This window comes from Pseudanabaena biceps PCC 7429, from assembly GCF_000332215.1.
Taxonomy (GTDB): Bacteria; Cyanobacteriota; Cyanobacteriia; order Pseudanabaenales; family Pseudanabaenaceae; genus Pseudanabaena; species Pseudanabaena biceps.
Window position 1 is genome coordinate 1 of sequence record NZ_ALWB01000447.1, and the last position, 730, is coordinate 730.

Below are 730 nucleotides of genomic sequence, written 5' to 3' on the forward strand. Positions count from 1 at the left end.
GGGTAAAGCTTTGCTCACTGCTTTGCTTCAATCTCTACTTGCATCACCTCCCCGAAACACCTATTGAGCCTTTAATTTAAGCAATCAGCTTAGGCAATCAGCCAGCAGGTTAGAGCCGCAGCGATCGCATCCGCCGCATCATCGGGACGGGGAATGTGATCGAGACTTAATTCCCGCTTAACAGCTTCCTGCACATCACTCTTATCCGCATTGCCATGCCCTGTCAAAGCTTGCTTGATCTGGGGTGGTGAAAATTCAATGGGTTCGATATTATGTTGGTTTAACACCAGTACGATTACACCTCTGGCTTGGGCGACATTAACCAAGTTTCCCATCCGATAAAAAACAGTTTTTCCATCCCCACCACCTGTGGCTGAAACTGCTCGATTAAGGTATGCATATCTTCATAAATGGTCTTGAGGCGATCGCCGATCGGTGTTTGCTTTGGTGTAACAATGGTTCCGAATTCCAATAATTTGGGTGAAGCAGGTTTTTCAACCTCAATTAAACCAAATCCTACAATTGCTAAACCTGGATCAATTCCTAAAATTTTCATGCAAGAAATTCTAACAGAATTTCGATCTGGATAACTAAGACATATTAAGTAGCCATCCTAAGGGTTTAGTTTTTAATTCACAAAAGTGTTGTCACACTTTCGTGAATTGGTATAAGCGGGCTTAATTAAATATAAAATCCAGATCTAAAACCTGCGGCGCACGCGCAGCGTGCG

General features: G+C 43.3%; 1 pseudogene. It reads right to left on the bottom strand.

Annotation, left to right across the window (positions count from 1 at the left end):
• Positions 1 to 89: 89 nt before the first annotated feature.
• Positions 90 to 556: pseudogene (ruvC, locus tag PSE7429_RS28125) on the bottom strand (crossover junction endodeoxyribonuclease RuvC).
• Between the last annotated feature and the right edge of the window lie 174 nt (positions 557 to 730).